The 14,512-nt window shown below is 63.5% G+C and carries 10 protein-coding genes; 6 read left to right on the forward strand and 4 right to left on the reverse strand.

Annotation, left to right across the window (positions count from 1 at the left end; all coding sequences use genetic code 11):
- Window positions 1-14: 14 nt before the first annotated feature.
- Window positions 15-965, reverse strand: coding sequence for a DmsE family decaheme c-type cytochrome (locus tag ACPEES_RS00100; protein WP_435099465.1), 951 nt, complete (start codon window positions 963-965; stop codon window positions 15-17).
- A gap of 233 nt (window positions 966-1,198) precedes the next feature.
- Window positions 1,199-3,538, reverse strand: coding sequence for an OmcA/MtrC family decaheme c-type cytochrome (locus tag ACPEES_RS00105; protein ID WP_435099468.1), 2,340 nt, complete (start codon window positions 3,536-3,538; stop codon window positions 1,199-1,201).
- A 177-nt stretch (window positions 3,539-3,715) separates the two neighbouring features.
- Between ACPEES_RS00105 and ACPEES_RS00110 the strand changes: the two genes are divergently transcribed.
- The 5 genes from ACPEES_RS00110 (at window position 3,716) to ACPEES_RS00130 (ending at window position 9,210) form a co-directional block, all read left to right on the forward strand.
- On the forward strand, window positions 3,716-4,351 hold the full coding sequence (locus tag ACPEES_RS00110) for a c-type cytochrome (protein ID WP_435099471.1): 636 nt from the start codon (window positions 3,716-3,718) through the stop codon (window positions 4,349-4,351).
- A 9-nt stretch (window positions 4,352-4,360) separates the two neighbouring features.
- Window positions 4,361-4,975 carry a NapC/NirT family cytochrome c gene (locus tag ACPEES_RS00115; RefSeq protein ID WP_435099474.1) on the forward strand — a complete coding sequence of 205 codons (615 nt, stop codon included), beginning with the start codon at window positions 4,361-4,363 and terminating at the stop codon, window positions 4,973-4,975.
- 669 nt (window positions 4,976-5,644) lie between these two features.
- On the forward strand, window positions 5,645-6,151 hold the full coding sequence (locus ACPEES_RS00120) for a hypothetical protein (protein ID WP_435099477.1): 507 nt from the start codon (window positions 5,645-5,647) through the stop codon (window positions 6,149-6,151).
- A 334-nt stretch (window positions 6,152-6,485) separates the two neighbouring features.
- On the forward strand, window positions 6,486-8,378 hold the full coding sequence (locus ACPEES_RS00125; protein ID WP_435099480.1) for a PHA/PHB synthase family protein: 1,893 nt from the start codon (window positions 6,486-6,488) through the stop codon (window positions 8,376-8,378).
- 70 nt (window positions 8,379-8,448) lie between these two features.
- Window positions 8,449-9,210: an SDR family oxidoreductase gene (locus tag ACPEES_RS00130; RefSeq protein WP_435099483.1), complete on the forward strand. Its 762-nt coding sequence runs from the start codon at window positions 8,449-8,451 to the stop codon at window positions 9,208-9,210.
- A 236-nt stretch (window positions 9,211-9,446) separates the two neighbouring features.
- Here the strand turns inward: ACPEES_RS00130 and ACPEES_RS00135 are convergent, their stop codons facing one another.
- Window positions 9,447-12,665 carry an efflux RND transporter permease subunit gene (locus ACPEES_RS00135; RefSeq protein ID WP_435099486.1) on the reverse strand — a complete coding sequence of 1,073 codons (3,219 nt, stop codon included), beginning with the start codon at window positions 12,663-12,665 and terminating at the stop codon, window positions 9,447-9,449.
- The gene (locus ACPEES_RS00140) at window positions 12,658-13,707 is read right to left on the reverse strand and encodes an efflux RND transporter periplasmic adaptor subunit (RefSeq protein WP_435099489.1); all 1,050 of its coding nucleotides are present in this window, start codon (window positions 13,705-13,707) and stop codon (window positions 12,658-12,660) included. Before ACPEES_RS00140 ends, ACPEES_RS00135 begins: the two co-directional genes overlap by 8 nt.
- Before the next feature lie 487 nt (window positions 13,708-14,194).
- On the opposite strand from ACPEES_RS00140, the gene ACPEES_RS00145 reads away from it, so the two are divergent.
- Window positions 14,195-14,476, forward strand: a complete 282-nt coding sequence (locus ACPEES_RS00145; protein ID WP_435099492.1) for a hypothetical protein — start codon at window positions 14,195-14,197, stop codon at window positions 14,474-14,476.
- Window positions 14,477-14,512 lie beyond the last annotated feature (36 nt).

Consider the following 14,512-nt stretch of genomic DNA (forward strand, 5'->3'; position numbering starts at 1 on the left):
ACCCTCCCCACCCCTCAGCGGCTCAAGTTCGCTCCTGAGGGATGATTGGAACCGTGCACTTGGGAATGGCAGTTGGTGCAGCTGCCACCCAGCAGGAATCCCGAGGGGCGGCGGCCGGGCAGCGCGTCGCCAGTGCGGCCGATGCTTGGATGTCCCGCGCGAGAGTGGCACTGCTGGCATAACAGCGGCGGACGTTTGTTCAGCAGCGCCGGATGGTTGGACCCGTGGGGACGGTGGCAGTTGGTGCAGTCTTCGGCAACGGGCGCATGCTCCCACAGGAAAGGCCCGCGCATCTCGGCATGACAGCCGTAGCACGTTTCGTTGACCGTCGGGCGGGACAACATCGACGCAGTCAGGGCCCCATGAGGTTGATGACAACCGGTGCAGTCCATCTGCCCCCGGCGTATGGGATGAGAGGACGCCTGGAACGCCTGGGAGCGCTGACGCACATGACAGTCGAAACACACGTTCGGCTGCCGTTCTGTCACCGTGACGGGGTCGCGTTCGGAATGGACGGTATGACAACTCGTGCAGCCCACCTCATAACGCTGGTGGATGCTGCCCTGCCAGTGCATGCGCTCACTTTCTCGATGGCACTCGAGGCAGATTCCGCTCTCCCGCTTCTGGGACCAGAGCGAGTTCTCGCCGAACGCGGGAATGGGCGGCCTGTCTTCTCCGAAGCGCAGCCGTTTGCCGTGTTCTCCACCGGGACCGTGACAGCTCTCGCACTGGCGGTTGGCAAACGGGGTGCGTTCATCGGCTGTGACCGCATGAGGCGTCCTGAAAATCGAGAGCACCGGAAACTCCGATGTCTCGTCATGGCATTTCAAACAGGTATCCGCCCCCTGGCGTGTGTGTGGCGGCGGTCCCTTTTCGTCTTCGGCGGCCATGCCGACGGCCAGCACCACAGCGGCGGCCAGGCAGACGACCACAGCCACGCGAACAATGATGGTCGGATCCCTCATGCGTCCCCCCCACGAGCCGCGTCAACGACAGGGTAGGCGCCTGCACAAGGTCGGCGCCTGCTCGGAAAGGCACGACCGTCCGGCGCGTTACGGTCCATGACTGCCGAGAGCGGGCCCGGCTCGGCAAAGGTGTCGCCGTTGTCCTTCAAAAAGAGCATGCCCCGTCTGCTGCGTGGTGCACGAAGGCCGCCACGCAGCGAACCACGGTGATGCTCCCCGGCAACTCACCTGCGTTACTCCACCCCGTGAACGTCCCTGACGTCCGCGATTCGTCCGGGGCCGTGACATACGGCGCAGGATTCGATGGGCGCGCCCGCATCGATCGACGTCTGTGTCACGTCGAAAGCGCCGCCATTGATCTCGATATGCCTCTTGGCAAAGTCGGAATCGTGACAGGCGGAGCACACCGCTGCCGTCGGCGTCGCGTTGAGATCATCCCCCGGCTCCTGCGCTGCGGCGAGGGAGGGGAGGAAGTCGCTGGTACCGAAGGGGCTGGCGGTATTCACTGTCGCCTGCGTCGCCAGCGTCGTTCCCAGTACGTTATCGCCCACCGGAAGCTCGAAGGTGCCGTCGTTGTGGCAAGCCAGGCAATCACCCGGTGACCGTGGGAAGCGGACTTCGCCGAAATTGTGCGGTGTATTGCCGAATCCGTAGACGATGAGATCTTCGGTACGCTCGTCAGCGGCGTGAATAGCGTGAATCATCGTCTTGAAATCGATGCTCCGCTCTTCGAGGGTATCCGCGGAGTTCGTGTTCCTGCCGTTTACCGATCCGTCGGGATCCGCCGGCCTTGCCGCAAGATCGGTGTTGTTGGGGTTGTGGCACATCGCGCAGAGCTGAACGTTGTCGGTCCGATTGGCCCCGTGTAGTGACAGCCCGTCGTTCTCGCCATGGCAGGTCTGGCACTTGGCCAGGTCGACGACTTCGCGCCGTGCAACCGGAGAGGCGTCCGTGATGGCGAAGAACTGCACCGCGCCGGTGACGGGCACTGCATCATCGAATGTGCCATCACCGTCCAGATCCGCCGCCGGATGACCTTCGATGGCGACTGCCCCCGAACCCGTGACGGTGGCCGGAATCGCGGCGGTGGAAGTCGCCGTGAACGAGCCGTCACCGTTGTCCGTGACGTTGGCCGGATCCAGGGCGTTCACCGACACCGGGCGGGCCGGTGCGCCGCCGCCTCCGGCAGCCGCGTCGTCGCCCGCGTTGGTGTAGTCCGCCGTATCCCAGGCCATGTCGATGGTCAGGCGGCTGGCGCCGCCGGCGGTGAACTCGGGATCGTTCAGCACGTCATATGGCGCATCGTCGTTGGTGGGATCCGTGACGGCGAAGGTGATCCGTGGGGTCTGGCCCGGTGCTGTCGCAGTGACGCCGAGAATGTTGTACTCGAATCGATTGGCCGCCACCTTGGTGCCAATGGTATGGCTCTCGAGTACAGAGCCGGCGATCTTGTTCGGTGCGTGGCATACCGTGCATTCGCTGTCGTCGGTCACGACGCCACCGGGGTGCCCGCCAGCCTGTCCCTCGGCAAAGTTCACGTCGTCATGGCATGCGCCACAAGCGTCCCTGGTCGGGTTCGTGGTGATATTCGATGCCTGCGGCGTAGCGGGGTCCGCGGGGTCGTGGCACGTAGTGCAGTTGCGTACGTCCTGCGGAAAGGCGACATCGGAGTAGTCGTGGGGTGTGTCGCCAAACCCCCAGATCGTGTAAGTGCCGCCGGCCACCACGCTCGGTAGCTCCTCGCCCATGTGGATCTTGTGAATCATGACCCTGAAGTCCACCGTGTTCCCACTGTTGGCGTCGGCGCTCCCGGGGTTATGGCAGGTCACGCACAACTCCGTATTCACGCGTGCCCCGCCGTGAAGGGCGAGTTTGCCGTGGCAGCTGTTACATGAATCCAGGGCGACGATCTCGCGGTCGTTGATGCCCTGCGTCATGCCCGTAGAAGGTTGGAACGTGAACGTCGGACTGACCGCCGGAAGTTCCTCGCCCAGGAACTCTCCGCGAAGCTCCATACCCACGCGATGCGTCAAATCCGGCTCGAAGGGGATCGCCTTGCCGGTAACCGGATCGGTCACATCGGCGATATTCGTTCCGAACGTATACGTGTACGTTCCGTCGCCGTGGTTGACCAGCCGCCCTCCTCCGTCAGTGGTGGCCTGAACCTTGTCTTCCGTGCCCGGGCCGACCCCATCCGGGGACTCGAGACGGTTGATGTAGCTCTGCCAGCGGTCGGTATCGCCGCCGGTCCCGGGAACCAGCTTCGCGATCGTGAAGCGCGGATCCCCCGGCTCCAGGCCGGTGAACGGAAATCCGTGCTCGTCGGTGACGGTAAAATCCACCACCGGCGCGCTATCGATGGTCACGTCCGTAATGTTGGCATTCAGTGCTGCAGGCGCCTGCGACGGCGGTCCCGGCGGTCCGACGGGGCCTGGTTCACCGCGTGGCCCTTGCTCGCCATCATCTCCTCCGCAGCCGCTGAGCCCGAGGAGCAACAAAGCGCCCAACGCCGCTGCAGTCATCGCGTCGGGCCACAGTCGTTTCGAGGTAGTCATTGGTTGCCCCTCAGCCATGGCACACCGAGACACAAAACCCGCCTTTCTCGAAAACCGTAGAAGCAAGTAAGGAATTTCTCCACACGAACTCTTTGACCTGAGTCAACCAATTCCTTCCGCAAGCCGGCCGGGTTCGAGCTAGACTGTGACGTATTCCGCGTGGGTGCAGGTGGCCGGTAACACCGGGAGGCCAAAATGAAAATGCTCACTGGAATCGTTCTAAGAACGCTTTGTCTTGCCGTCGTCACAGCTCCGGTCGTGCCGGTGGCTCTTGGTGCGGCTGCGCCCGACTCCGCAAAACCGTGCGCTGAATGCCATGGGGAAGATGGCGTAAGCAGCGAGGGCGAGATACCGACCATTGCCGGGGCGTCCGCGTTCTTTATAGAGAACCAGCTCCTCATTTACAAAGAAGAAGCTCGCCCATGTGCCAAGGAGGAATTCGACGAAGCGGAAGACCCTCCTGCCGATGACCACTGTGCGCTCGCGAACGAGCTCTCGGAAGAGGAAGTCATGGAGCTGGCGGAGTATTTCTCCTCACAGGCATTCGTTCCGGCAGACCAGGCCGTAGACCAAGAACTCGCTGAACTCGGGGAGAGGATTCATGAGCGTCGATGTGACAAATGTCACAGCGAAGGCGGTAGTCTTGTTCTCGATGATGCCGGGATTCTCGCCGGTCAATGGAAGGAGTACCTTCTAACACAGCTCCGTCATTACAAAGCCGGCGAACGCTGGCAGCCGGAAAAGATGAAGCCGCAGATGGAGGAGCTGAGCGACAACGAGATCAAGGCGTTGGCCGAATACTATGTGAGCCAGGGCGAAAAGCGATTTTAAGGGGGAGTTATGGCACGACCGCCAGGCCCCGACAACGATGAGCGACGAAAATCCGGGTTGTGGGCGAAGCTATGGCGGGTTCCACGCAAGCGGTACCTGCTCGGGATTCCGTTGGGAGCTTTGCTCGCACTTGTCGTTGGGATCGCGCTGACTGGTGCCACCCTGACGACCATAGAAGCAACCAATTCACTCGGATTCTGTACTTCATGTCACGAAATGGAGGCGTTCGTTTATCAGGAATACAAAGAGTCTGCGCATTTCCAGAACGCGAGCGGGGTGCGTGCCATTTGTGCGGACTGTCATGTTCCGAAAGGGTTCTGGGAAAAGGTAGTTCGCAAGACGCAGGCGACCTTCAAAGAACTGCCCAACCACTTTCTCGGGAAAATAGATACGAGGGAAGAGTTCGAGGCGCACCGTGAGGCGATGGCCGAACGGGTGTGGGCCACCATGCGCGCGAATAATTCCCGTGCATGCCGGACCTGCCACAGCTATGAGGCAATGGCGTTAGCTGCACAGGACCGCTATGCCAAACGCCGGCATTCACAGCGGTACCGCGAAGCCACGGGCAAGACTTGTATCGATTGCCACGAGGGGGTTGCCCACAAATTACCGGAAGGAATGTGAGCCGGCGGACGGCACACCGCCGCTAGTAATGCGCGACGGACCACTCAGTAACCCGGTGGACGGAACGTGTTCGCACAAGGGCGAGCGGTGCAGCGCCGTCGGTCGGCGATTTCCGGTCATATCGCAGATCCATTGACCTGGATCAGAGAAAGAATGCCGTCTCAATGCATAATAAACGGGAGTCATTTTCAATTTGGTGCTTCGCTTACAGGTACTCACGCAGTGTGACGATATGCCACCATATCGAAAAGATTACTAATCCGATCACAGGTAATGCCACGTGTCAGAGCGCTTGTCGATTCGGCTGCCAGGCGCGCGAGCGAAGGCGTGGCGAGGCGCACGTCGAGTGAGCGCAACGCCGCAGCCGGATCGCACAAGCGCTCCCTTCGGGCGAGGCTGTCGGGCGCTCTCGCGGCGTTGCTCGTCGCTCATGTAGCGCTTGCTACACCACGCTCCTCGCGCCTTGCGAGAACGCCCGACAGCCTCGCTGACATGTGGCATTACCTGTAATCGGATTAGTAGTAACCGTCTGACCCTCTCGGACTCTGCATAGTCCGCGAATCCGCCGGACTCACTTGGCCGGTCCTGGCTCAGGGGTATGCATTCGGTCATGCAGGTCCCGGAATTCCACTCCTCTTGGCGTCCTTCAACGGGGCGGGAGGATCACCCATGTTTATCCAGTACGCGCGAAAGGTCGTCGGCGCGGTTGTAGTGATCGTCCCGCTACTACTGTGGGCGGACGTGTCGCAGCCGCCGTCGGACTCGCCCCATGGGAGAAGCGTTCAAGGGGTGTCAGTGTACTTCTCGGTCATTCCAGCCGAGATCATCCGCCAACGGTTCGAGCGGAGCTCGTCCGAGCGTGCAATGCACGGTGGCGTACCTGAAGCGCCCCACGTCCACCATGTCATGGTCGCCCTCTTCGAAACGGCAACCGACGAACGCATCACGGATGCCACCGTGTACGCGCGTATATTGCTCCCGGAGTCGCACGCACCGGCCCCCAAGAAAAGGCGTCTCGAAGCAATGCACGTAGCCGGTACCACGACCTATGGGAACTATTTCGTGTTGGGTACGATAGCGACGTACAACATCGAGGTGATCATCGACTTGCCGCGGCACCCCGGTATCAGGACGTCATTCAGGTATGAGCATACGGCCGGGACGTCGCACCTGTGATGGACCGGTTCCGCGGTGGGTAGCCATTGCGCCTGAATGCTCCGCCGCGTGTAGCACCGCCATCTCGGTTGGGCGCGCTGCGGCACTGGCTGTAGTGCTCAGGCCGTCCGTTGACGAAAGTCAACGGACGGCTTCCATGGCGTGCTATACGGTGTCTACGCGGTATCCGTTCGACCCGCCCTTCCGTCGGTACGGACAAAGTGCCGCGGGGCATCCCCGTGGTGACGACAGTGGGCGGCGGTTACGGCTTGGCGGACAGGTTGCCCGTGCAAGGCTGGCTCGAAGTCGGTTCAAGGTTACCTGATCCGAGAACTGCCGCGATCAGGAGGGCACGATGGATCAGAAGAGCCAGGCTCGCGACAAGCGCAAACGCGGGAGCAAAGCCGAGCGAACGTCTGCCAAGCACCCGGACGCTTCCCCCGGACGCCCCCAGGCACCGCTACCGAAGAAACCCCCGCGACCGACCCGCCGGCGTCGCCGCGCCGCTGGAGGCCGGGCGGCGGTTCGCGAGGATATCTTCACCCTGACCAACCGCAGCGTCCACGCGTCGGTGGGCCGGATGACCGGTGGCGTATCGCCGGTGTCCCTTCTTCAGGCGTATGCGGATTGGGCGTGGCATCTTGCCCTCGCACCGGGCAAGCAGGCCTGGCTGGCCGCAAAGATGGAGCGTAAGGCCGCCAGGCTATGGGCTTATCTGCCGAGAGCGCTGCGTGACGAAGAGTGTCAGCCGTGTATCGAGCCTTTGTCTCATGACCACCGGTTCTCCGATGACGAGTGGCAACGCTGGCCGTACAACGTGATCCACCAGTCCTTCCTGCTGGGACAGCAGTGGTGGCACAACGCCACCATCGATGTCGACGGCGTCACGCCTCACCATGAAGATGTCGTCAACTTCCTCACACGGCAGGTACTGGACATCTTCTCACCCGCCAACTCGCCGTTCACCAACCCGGAGGTGGCCCAGCGGACGATGGAACGCGGCGGTTGGAATTTCGTCGACGGCGCATTCAATTTCGCTGAGGACGTACGTCGTGAAGCATTGGGCGAGCCGCCGGCCGGCGCGGAGGATTACCGGCCCGGCAAACGCGTCGCCTTGACGCCTGGCAAGGTCATCTTCGGCAACCGGCTCATCGAGCTGATCCAGTACAGCCCGGCAACCGAGAAGGTCCAAGCGGAGCCGGTGCTCATCATTCCGGCCTGGATCATGAAGTACTACATTCTGGATCTCTCGCCGGAGAATTCCCTGGTCCGCTGGCTGGTGGAGCAAGGCCACACTGTCTTCATCGTCTCCTGGAAGAACCCGGACGCCACGGACCGCGATCTCGGCATGGACGACTACCGCCGGCTGGGCGTCATGGACGCCCTGGATGCAGTGAACGCGGTGGTTCCCAAGCGCAAGGTGCACGCGGTCGGCTACTGCCTCGGCGGAACGCTACTGTCCATTGCGGCCGCCGCCATGGCGCGCGACGGCGACGACCGGCTCGCCACGGTGACGTTGTTCGCATCCGAGACGGATTTCGACGAGCCCGGGGAGCTCGAGCTCTTCATCGATGAGAGCCAGGTGAGCTTTCTCGAGGACTTGATGTGGCAGCAGGGTTACCTGGACAAATGGCAGATGCGGGGGACGTTCGTCTTCCTGCGTTCCAACGATCTGGTGTGGTCGGCGTCGGTGAATGCCTACCTGATGGGCGAGAAACAGCCCATGTTCGACCTGATGGCCTGGAGCACGGATTCGACCCGCCTGCCCTATCGCATGCACTCGGAGTACCTGCGCCGCCTGTATCTGGATAACGCCCTGGCCGAGGGGGACTACTACGTGGGCGAACAGCCCGTGGTGCTGAGTGACGTGCGCGTGCCGATGTTCGTGGTCGGCACACGCACGGACCATATCGCCCCATGGCGCTCCGTTTACAAGATCCATCTACTCGCCGGCGGCGACGTGACGTTCGTGTTGACCAACGGCGGTCACAACGCCGGTGTCGTCAGCGAGCCGGGGCACAAACGCCGCGTTTATCAGATCGCGGACAAGCCCGCTGACGCGCCCTACGTCGACGCTGACACCTGGTACAAGAAGGTTCCTGAACGCAAGGGGTCATGGTGGCCGGAATGGCGGGCATGGCTCGTCGAGCATTCCAGCGGCGAGTCCGCACCGCCAGGAATGGGAGCGCCCGAAGCCGGCTACAAGCCGCGCCGTAACGCCCCGGGCCGCTACGTGCTCGAACCCTAGTGCCGGGCCGTTTGCCGAATCACGGGATGACGGATCCCGAATCGCTCCACGACTGAACACAGGTGAGCTCATGGATCTCAACGGAAAGGTCATCGCGGTGACAGGCGCCGGACGTGGATTGGGACGCAAGATCGCGGAAATGGTAGCGGCCAAGGGCGCACAGCTTGCATTGGCGGGGCTACACGAAGAGGGCCTGCGTGAGACGGCAAGGCTGTGCGAAGCGGCAGGTGGACAGGCCGCCGTCTACCAGCTCGACGTTTCCGACGAATCGTCCGTCGAACGAGCGTTTTCCGATATCGTGCGCGAATTCGGCACGTTGCATGGACTGGTCAACAATGCCGGCATCACCCGGGATGGCTTGCTGGTGAAGGCGAAAGACGGTCAGGTCGAGAAAACCATGCCGCTCGAGGACTGGGAGGCCGTCATCAAGGTGGACCTGCGCGGTGTATTCCTGGCGGCACGGGCTGCAGCATCAACGATGATCGAGTTGGGCCAAGGCGGCGTGATCGTGAATATATCCAGCATTTCGCGTGCCGGAAACTTCGGCCAGACCAACTACGCCGCGGCCAAGTCGGGTGTCGTCGCCATGACCGTGACGTGGGCAGAGGAGCTCGCGCGTCATGGTATTCGCGCCGCGGCGATCGCTCCGGGGTTCGCCAACACGCGAATGGTTTCGAGCATGCCGGAAAAGGCGCTCGACCGTATCAAGGCTCGGATACCGCTGGGGCGCCTTGCTGAGCCTTGGGAAATCGGGCATTCGGTCGTATACGTCCTGGAGAATGACTACTTCAACGGCCGGGTTCTGGAGGTCGACGGGGGCCTCAGGCTTTAGCCCGGGCATGGGGACGACAATCCCGGGCCCGGGGCGTGGCGATGGCAGGGCTGGTCAGCGCTGAACCGATCGCCTCGCGGTCACGCGAATTCCGTTATCCGGCGTTTGCGTCGATATTCCTTTGTAGGCAAACGGGTCATTCGCTTGAACAGCCGCCGGAATGCGGCGGCGTCTTCGCAGCGCGCTCGCCGATGGTGACGAGAACGGCATCCATATAGCGGCAGCGCCAGCACCTGCTACTGCGCTTCGGCCGCAAGCCCGCGATAACGCCAGGCGTAATACAGCACTGGTATGACCAGCAGCGTCAGCACCGTCGAGACGAAGATCCCGAAGATGAGCGAGATGGCGAGGCCGTTGAAGATGGGATCGTCGATGATGAAGAACGCCCCGATCATCGCTGCGACGCCGGTCAGCGCAATGGGCCGCGCGCGTACCGCCGCCGCCCGGATGACGGCGTCGTGAAGCGCGGTCCCAGCTCGGGTCTCCAGGTCGATGAAGTCGACCAGCAGGATGGAGTTCCGCACGATGATCCCGGCGAGTGCGATCATGCCGATCATCGAGGTGGCCGTGAACTTGGCGTCAAGCAACGCGTGACCGGGCATGACGCCGATGATCGTCAGGGGAATCGGCGCCATGATGATGAGCGGCACCCCGTAGGATCGGAACTGTGCCACCACGAGCAGGTAGATCAACACCATACCCACGGCGTAGGCGATGCCCATGTCGCGAAACGTCTCGTAGGTGACCTGCCACTCGCCGTCCCATTTGATCGAAGGCGTCACCGCGACGCCCGGTTGGTCGACGAAGTGCTGTGAAACCGCATCGCCATTCGGCAGTGGCTCGGACCAGAGCCTGCTCACCATGTCGAACATCCCGTACAGCGGGCTGTCGAGCTCGCCGGCCATATTGGCGGTGACGAAGACGACTGGCATCAGGTCCTTGTGGTAGATGGTCGTCTCCCATGTGGTCTCCACGACGCCGGCGATTTCCGAGAGGGCCACGAGATCACCGGAGCGGCTGCGCACTCGCAGTCTGAGGAAGCTCTCCAGATCCGCCTTGTCGCCGGCCGAGAACTCCAGCCGGATGGGGAGCGCGTATTTCACCCGCCTTTCGTGCAGGTAGCTGACATCCTCGCCCCCCAGGGCGGTTGTCACCGCGCCGATGACGGTTTCCTGGGCGACGCCGAGCCGTGCCGCTTTCTCGCGATCCACCGTGAGCCGGTATTTGAGCGCCGGCGCCTCCACGGAATCGTCGACGTCCACGATGCCATCAGTGCTCGCGAATACCTCCCGCAGCGAGTGCGCCGAGGCGATCTGGCGTTCGTAGGTGGGGCCGTAGACCTCCGCGACGATGGGCGCCTGCACCGGAGGCCCCGGGGGGACCTCCACGATCTTGACGTTCGCATCGAAGCGGTCGCCGATTGCCTGCAGCGGGGCGCGCACCGCCAGTGCGATCTCGTGGCTCTTCCTGCCCCGGGCGTCCTTGTCCACGAGATTGACCTGCACGTCACCGAGGTGTGGCTCGGCGCGACGGTAGTACTGGCGCACCAGACCATTGAAATTGATGGGTGCCGCCGTTCCCGCGTAGGTCTGGTAATTCGCCAGCTCGGGTACGTCTTCCAGGTGGCGCCCGAGCGCACTGAGTACGCGTTGGGTCTGCTCGACGGGGGTACCCTCCGGCATATCGACGATCACCTGGAATTCGGACTTGTCATCGAACGGCAGCATCTTCAGAACAACGAGGTTCGTGGCCGGCAGTGCGAGCGCGGCGGCGATCAGCACGATCACGGCGACCAGCATTCCCCAGCGTGGCACGCGGCCGTGGCGGCCGCGCAGGAATGGCGTCATCAGGCGCTCGAAGAAGCGCAGCAGCCGCCCCGTCCTGGACTCGCCCTGCTGTTCCGAGGCGTGGTGAACGTGTCGCCGAATCAGGCGGTAGGCGAACCAGGGCGTTACCACGAAAGCGACGACGAGGGAAATCAGCATGCCGGTGCTTGCATTGATGGGAATGGGGCTCATGTAGGGCCCCATGAGCCCAGTGACGAAAGCCATCGGCAGCAGCGCGGCTATGACGGTGAAGGTCGCGAGAACCGTGGGGCCACCGACCTCGTCCACCGCGACCGGCATGACCTCCAGCAGGCTGCGGTCGCTGAGTGCGAGATGCCGGTGGATGTTCTCGACGACCACGATGGCGTCGTCTACCAGGATGCCGATGGAGAAGATGAGCGCGAACAGCGACACACGGTTGATCGTGAATCCCCACGCCCAGGAGCCGAACAGCGTGATCAACAACGTGATCACCACCGCGGCGCCTACGACGGTCGCCTCGCGCCAACCCAGAGTGATCAGCACCAGGAGTACGACCGAGGCGGTGGCGAACACCAGCTTGGTGATCAGCGTGTTGGCTTTGTCCGCCGCCGTTGCGCCGTAGTCGCGGGTGATGGTGTAGCGAACGCCCTCGGGAATGGTCAGCCCTTCGAGCTGTACCACGCGGCGGGCAATCGCCTGGGTGACGTCGACAGCGTTGGTGCCCGGTTTCTTCGCGATCTGCAGCGTCACGGCCGGGTGCAGCCCGCCCGGTCCGTCGCCCGTGCCGAAGCCCATGAACACCGAACGCTCCGGGGTATCCGGCATTCTCGCGACCGTGGCCACATCCTCCAGGTAGACGGGCCGATCGCCGACGACGCGCACGACGAGTTGGCGTACTTCTTCCACGGTGGCGAGGAAGTCCCCCGCCTGGACCGGGATGGTCGTGTTATCACGCGTGATGTTCAATTCCGGCCCGCTGCGGTTCGCCGCCAGCAGGCTGCTGCGGAGCTCGCCGAAGCTGACGCCATGCGCGGAGAGCTTCACGGGATCCAGCTCCACGGCCACGACGTCGTCCGGCCCGCCAATGGTGCGGATATCGCGGGTGCCGGGAATGCGTTTGAGTTCCGCCTCCAGACTATGGGCCACTCGCAGTAACTCGTGGCTACCCACCTCTTGTGCGTCGGACCACAGGGTCACCGCCATCACGGGCACATCGTCGATGCCCCTGGGCTTGACCAGCGGCTCCCCCACGCCGAGGTTGGACGGCAGCCAGTCACGGTTCGAATACAGCTTGTTATACAAGCGGACCAGGGCATCCGTGCGTGCCTCGCCCACCTGGTACTGCACGGTCAGCGCGGCGAGACCCGGCCGCGAGAGTGACCACACGTGCTCGATGCCTTCGATCTCCGAGAGGACCTGCTCGGCCGGGGTCGCCACCAGGTGCTCGATCTCCGCCGGGCTGGCGCCCGGGAACGGAATGAAAACGTCCACCATCGTGACGTCGATCTGCGGCTCCTCTTCCTTGGGTGTGATGACGATCGCGAACAGTCCCAGGAGCAACCCGGCGAGCGCCAGCAACGGCGTAATCTCGGCAGCCTGGAACGCCTTCGTGATCCGTCCCGGAAGCCCCAGATCCCGGTCACTCATCGTTGGCCTTTCCGGCGACGACGGCCATTGCCGCCACGGGATCCACGGCGATGCGCTCGCCGGTGGACAGCCCCGCCAGTATCTCCACCTCGTCGTCGCGGCGCGGGCCCAGGCGAACCTGCCGCAACCGGGGGCCGCCGTCCTCCCCGATCACGTATACCGCCCGCAACTCACTGCGATAGAGCACGCTCGCGTGCGGAACGAGCAGCGCCGAACGCCTCCCTTGGGGGAGGCGGACTTCAATCGCCATGCCCGGGTACAATCCGTGCTTCCCTGCCGGGAGATTCACGCGGACCTCGAAGTCGTGAGTCGCTTCATCGGCAACGGGAAAGAACGTCAGCGCACGGCTTTCCAGAAGCTGCCCGTCCGGCAACGATACGATTGCCGATGAGCACTCGCGAACGGCTTCGGCGAAGCGCTGGGGGACGTGCACGCTCACCCGCAGGCGCTCGAGGGAAAGGCCGGTCATCAGCGGGCTTCCGGGGCGCACGCTCTCACCACGCTCCACGTGGCGGGCGACGACCACCCCCGGGTACGGTGCCCGTATACGCGTGTAGTCGAGCTGCTGCTCGGCCTGGCGGAGCGACGCCTCGGCTGCTTTCACGCGCGCCTGCGCTGCGTGGTAAGCCGCCGCGACCCGGTCGAACTCGGACTGAGCCACCGCCTCACGGTCCAAGAGGTCGCGCATTCGCAAATAGCGTGCACGTGCGTCGGACAACGTGGCTTCGGCCTCGGCAAGCGCGGCGCGTGCGCTCTCCACCTCCGCGCGCTGGACCGTGTCATCGATCTCGACGATAAGCTCGTCGGCGGGGACGAAGTCATGCACGTCCACGTGCAATGCCGTGACCGTGCCCGATGTCTGCGCCGTCACGGTGCTGCGGGTCACCGCTTCGACCAAGCCATCGAAGGCGCGCCAGTCGACGACGTCCCGCCGGCTCACCGCAACGGTTGCGAGCTCCGAGGACAACACCGGTAGCATCCCGATGAGCAGCAGCGCGACCACGAGCGCACCCTTGAAGCGGCACGATGCTACCCAACGCATTGATCTGTACCTCGCGTGCCGGGACAAGGCCGTCTCTGCCGAAGCCGGCGTCGAGTACGGATACATTCGAGCCTAAGGCCCGCTCGGACGTCGTCTCTGACCTGGGTCAAGTAATCGCATCGGTCGCCTCATGACACCGCTGGGGCGCGGCGTCTTCAGGCACTCGGCGTGGACCACTCGGACTGCCGGCCATCGTCGTTCCGGTTGGCAAGTGCGTGGCCCTGGAGGTTGATTTTCGTCAACCGGGTGCGCCCCCCGGTGCTATAGGGTGCTATAGGTTGCCGCAGCGACATGTCGTCCCGGTTGCCGGTCCAGGGACCGGAAATCGCCGGTTGACGAGCCCCACGTTTCGGCACGTGTGCAGGGCGGTTCGCCAGACCTCGGGTAATCGGGCGCTCAGTCACCGCCGGCTCGGTGAGCGCAGCGGATAGCTCGCCACAGCGACGGCGCGCTCGCGTGCGTGAGGGGAATCGGCCATGCCGTATACATGATACGGCGCTATCGCGACGGGGTGGTACGTCGGGTGCCGTCCGACGAGGAAATCCGGCGCGTGGAGGCGCGTTTTCCCGGCACGGTCGTGGAGCTCAACGTTCACGAGGGGATGAGGCTATCGGAGCTGCTACACCAGGACTCCTATTCCTATGAGCTCGGCGTGGTGTTCGTCGGCGCGGATAGCGAGGACGACCTGGAGGATCGGATACAGTGGTGCGAGAACGCGCTGGCGTTCGTCATCGATGCGGACTGCTCGCCGTGGTGGGTCACCGCGTGATGCCGCGCGGCGATGCGAGGACCTCGGGTCGCCCTT

Origin of the sequence: Arhodomonas sp. AD133 (assembly GCF_051195215.1) — a bacterium.
Classification (GTDB): domain Bacteria; phylum Pseudomonadota; class Gammaproteobacteria; order Nitrococcales; family Nitrococcaceae; genus Arhodomonas.